Annotated in this window: 4 protein-coding genes and 1 pseudogene; 2 read left to right on the forward strand and 3 right to left on the reverse strand. The window is 38.7% G+C overall.

The features are described from left to right. Positions 1-216, forward strand: a 216-nt coding sequence (locus tag F6K22_RS33930; protein ID WP_363275018.1) for a transposase, incomplete at its 5' end; no start/stop codon positions are given. Positions 217-277: 61 nt separating this feature from the next. Beyond that, positions 278-496: pseudogene (locus tag F6K22_RS33935) on the forward strand (zinc ribbon domain-containing protein); the annotation flags it as partial. A gap of 180 nt (positions 497-676) precedes the next feature. Here F6K22_RS33935 and F6K22_RS33940 read toward each other — a convergent pair. The 3 genes from F6K22_RS33940 to F6K22_RS33950 all read right to left on the reverse strand — a co-directional run bounded on the left by F6K22_RS33940 (position 677) and on the right by F6K22_RS33950 (position 3,940). Further along, positions 677-1,048 (reverse strand): nucleoside phosphorylase-I family protein, encoded by a 372-nt coding sequence (locus F6K22_RS33940; RefSeq protein WP_293108533.1) that lies wholly within the window; start codon positions 1,046-1,048, stop codon positions 677-679. A gap of 259 nt (positions 1,049-1,307) precedes the next feature. Continuing rightward, the gene (locus F6K22_RS33945; RefSeq protein WP_293108527.1) at positions 1,308-2,498 is read right to left on the reverse strand and encodes an aspartate aminotransferase; all 1,191 of its coding nucleotides are present in this window, start codon (positions 2,496-2,498) and stop codon (positions 1,308-1,310) included. A gap of 260 nt (positions 2,499-2,758) precedes the next feature. Then, positions 2,759-3,940, reverse strand: a complete 1,182-nt coding sequence (locus F6K22_RS33950; protein WP_293108530.1) for an iron-containing alcohol dehydrogenase family protein — start codon at positions 3,938-3,940, stop codon at positions 2,759-2,761. Positions 3,941-4,195: the final 255 nt, after the last annotated feature.

The following is a 4,195-nucleotide window of genomic DNA, read 5'->3' on the forward strand; positions in this document are numbered from 1 at the left end:
TTAAATGCTTTCTATACTGATAGTGATGGTAAAGCTGTAGATAATCCTAAATATTTGAGAAACTCAGAAAGACGACTAAAGAAGCTACAAAGAAGAGTATCGCGTCGCCATGAAAAAGGCAAGAAACCTCAATCAAATAACTACCACAAAGCCAGAAAGCAATTAGCGCGGGCAAATCTCAAAATCAGTAGACAATCGTATTGCACCATGCAATAAAGACTGCACGGGCGTTAATCCAATAAACACGATTTGGTAGTTTATGTAGACGCGGAGCGGCGTGCCGAAGGCAGATTTGAAGATTGCTAATTTAGTTAAAAACCATCATCTAGCAAAATCCATATCTGATGCAAGCTGGTATCAGTTCACAACTTGGCTTGAATATTATGCTAAGTTGCATGGAATTGCTTGCATAGCAGTACCTCCACATTTCACCAGCCAAAATTGTTCAAATTGTGGTCAAGCTGTGAAAAAATCTTTGTCTGTTAGAAGTCACAAATGTCCCCACTGCGGTTATATAGCAGACCGTGACCATAACGCAGCCAGGAACATTTTGCGCTCATGTTTAGAAATATTAGGATCAATAATTAACAGTACCGAGGGGCACTCGGAATCTGGGGGAAACCCAAAAGCTACGGGAGAGCCTGACCACTGGTTTAACGATAGCAATATTGCTAATCTAAGTCATCTCTGTGAGCGTATAATCATCAATGATGAGAATCCCGCATTGCGTTACTTTGATTTGATGCCGGGAGTATGTCAAATATCGATCATTAGAGCCGTAGCGGACAATATAGTGAGCTTCAGCAGCATACATTTCCAGAAAGGCAAAACCAGAGCCGCCTGCCCCCATTGGTACACTGGCAACAAACATATCATGCCCCTGATAACTACCTGTGTAGATAACTATACCCCAACTGTCGGTATGCAATTGAGCCTCTGGGAAATAACGGTTAACTAGACGCTGAGTACGTTGAGGATTGGAGCAAACAATACCTGCTGCGGGAAGAGGTTTCTTGATAATGACGTTTTCATATCTGGTGAATTTCATAGGGATACATTAACTTTTCATACGCAGACCTCACAGGTCATGAAGCAAAAATGATGGAGGCAGCAGAAGTTGATGCCATTGCCAAGCCGAAAACGGCATTGATAGTCCATTAGCAATTATTGACAATATTTTCGGGATAGACTATTATCAAAAATATTTGATTCAAAACGTTCCTAGAAAACCTATACGAAGTTCAAAAAACATAATTCACAAATTACAAAAACTTTTTCTGAAAGCCAAAAGGTCTCTACATTCTTTTTCACTCATAAGCCGACTGATAATAAATTCCTGCTTGCTCAAACCGACGTAACGCTTCACCCAAACGTTCGCACTCAGCAATTAAACTAATCCTCACATAACCCTCACCTCCACTACCAAAAGCATTTCCAGGAGTTACCACCACCCCAGTCTTTTGCAAAACAGATAAAGCAAAATCAGTGGAACCTATTCCTGGGGGACAAGGAACCCATAAATACATAGTTGCCAGAATTTTCCGCACATTCCAACCTAACTCCCCTAAACCTTGAATTAGAAAATCTCGACGTTGGCGATAACGTTCTTGAACCTGATATAAATATTCATCGGGTAACTCCAAAGCAGTCTGAGCTGCTGACTGCAAAGCAGTAAATACACCATAATCTAAATTAGTTTTCAAAGTCCGTAACCCTTGAATAATGCGAGAGTTACCAACTACAAAACCTATTCGCCAACCAGCCATATTATAAGTTTTAGACATAGTGTGAAACTCAACACCAATATCTTTTCCTCCAGGAATCTCTAATAAACTGGTAGGTTGATAACCATCAAAAGCCAACTCAGCATAACATAAGTCGTGAACTAGCAAAATTTCATACTTTTTCGCAAAAGCAACAATATCCTCAAAAAATTCTCGTGGAGCTGTCGCACCAGTAGGATTACTAGGATAATTAAAATAGAAAACTTTTGCCTGCTCTGCAACACTATCGGGAATATCTCCTAGATCGATAATCCAATCATTTTCCGGTTTTAGCAAAATACTATGAACCTTACCACCAGCAATTAAAGGACCACGAAAATGTGCGGGATAGGCAGGATTAGGAGCTAAAACTAAATCTCCTGGATTTATATATGCCAAAGCTAAATGAGTTAAACCCTCTTTAGAACCCAAAAGTGGCAAAGCTTCTCCATCAGGGTCAAGCTCTACACGATAACGACGAAAATACCAATCAGTAATTGCTTTACGGAAATTAGCACTACCCTCAAAAGGTGGATAACCATGATTAGTAGAATCTTGTAAAGCAGCCATTGCTGCTTCTACAACGGGTTGAGGAGTCGCCCCATCTGGGTTTCCCATTCCCAAATCAATTAAATCTAGTCCTTGTTCGCGGGCACGAGCTTTCAGTTCATCTAAACGGGCAAAAACGTAAGGTGGTAGTGCTTGTACCCTGTCTGCTGGGTTAATCGAATACATATATTATTTGACAAATATATTTTACAAAAAAATTGGATTTATTGACAATTAACAATTACCTTTTTTTCCAAAGAACGAAGATTGACTAAAAGAAAATTTATATTGGATTTTTCGACTTGAAAGTAGAGGCTTGAAATCTTGCATTATTAATTCATTTATCAAAATAATTAGGAATTTAAAAAAGCCCGATATCAATCCTTGATGGTAAGCTACACCAACAGATACAGAAGAGGTAATTATTAATTATTAATTGTTAATTATTAATTGTTGGAAGTGGTATCAACATCTAACGAATTAGTTCCCAAATTTTGTTTTTCTAGCTCCAGTGGCACTGTTGTAGAAACCATTGCTGCTACTAATTGCTCAGGAACTACTTTAAATGGTAATCGATGAATATCAGAATTTGGATTACAAGCAACTTCAGCAGCACGCCATAATTCAGATAAGGTTATTTCTTTCAACCCTAAGTCAACCAAGTTTTTTGGCAAACCAATCTCATTGTAAAATTTTAACAGTTGTTGTCTAGCAGTCACAGCTAATTGATTGCCTTGTATCATTTCTTCTAACCTTAGCTGAACTAATATACCATAAGCAACTTTTTCTCCATGTAATATGCCATGACTGCCAGACAAATGAGTTAGGCCATTATGAATAGCATGGGCAGCCACAGTCCGACATTGCGCCCCGCCAATACCTCCAATTAAACCAGCTAATAATACTGTTGCATCTACAACTTCTTGCCAGATTTCTCCTCCTGGTTGTTGTAGGGCAGCAATTGATTTTTGAAAGAGGATATCTCTTAATACTCTAGCTTGTTGGACAGCAGCAATAATCATTGTTTGCTCTGAATGGCCACTACTGACTGAAGCTTCATACCATTTGGCGATCGCATCTCCAATACCAGATATTAAAGTCCGGGGAGGCCCAGTTTTAATAATCCCATAATCTAGAATTAGTAATTCTGGACATCTAGCTAAACTTACATCATATAAGAAAGCGCCTTGGTCTGAGTAGATATTTGATAGTGCTGTCCAAGCTGCACAAGTAGCTGCTGAGGTGGGAATAGTGATTATGGGTAAATTACATTGTTGAGCTAGGAGTTTAGCTGTATCGAGAGCTTTACCACCACCAATACCAATTATTAGGTCTGCTTTTTGGGTGGCGACGGTTTGACGGAGATTGGCCAAGCTAGTTTCACTACAGTCTGAGCCGTAGTTAGCCTGGGTAAATTTCAGATTATGGCTTTGTAGTAAGGATTGGAGGTAGGGTTGGATGGTACTCAGGGAGCGATCGCCTCCAACTATCAAGGGATTATTGCCAAGACGGGCGATCGTTTCTCCTGATTCGGCCAGAGCATTTTTGCCTCGAATAATTTGAGCTGGAGCGATATTTAGGGATAATAAAGTTGTGGCTGGTTGGGAAATATTGCTAGATTTAATCATGGCAACTAGGGCTAGGTTCGAGTCAATTTTATTGAGTATAGGCAACTATTGTTGTATTTGTCAGGTTTTCACGAAAAATTTTAATAATTTTTTTCTAGATTAAAGTTTATACTTAAAATTATCAGGGTTTGAGATGCCCAATATGTGAAATATAATTATTTTGTAGGATGGGAATATATTTTTTTAACTCTTTAAATTTAAGTAATCAGGATATTTTATTTTTGTTCTTGCTGAGATATTTCTGAATTTGCTCAT

It is taken from the genome of Okeania sp. SIO2F4 (assembly GCF_010672385.1).
In the GTDB taxonomy this organism is placed as follows: Bacteria; Cyanobacteriota; Cyanobacteriia; order Cyanobacteriales; family Microcoleaceae; genus Trichodesmium.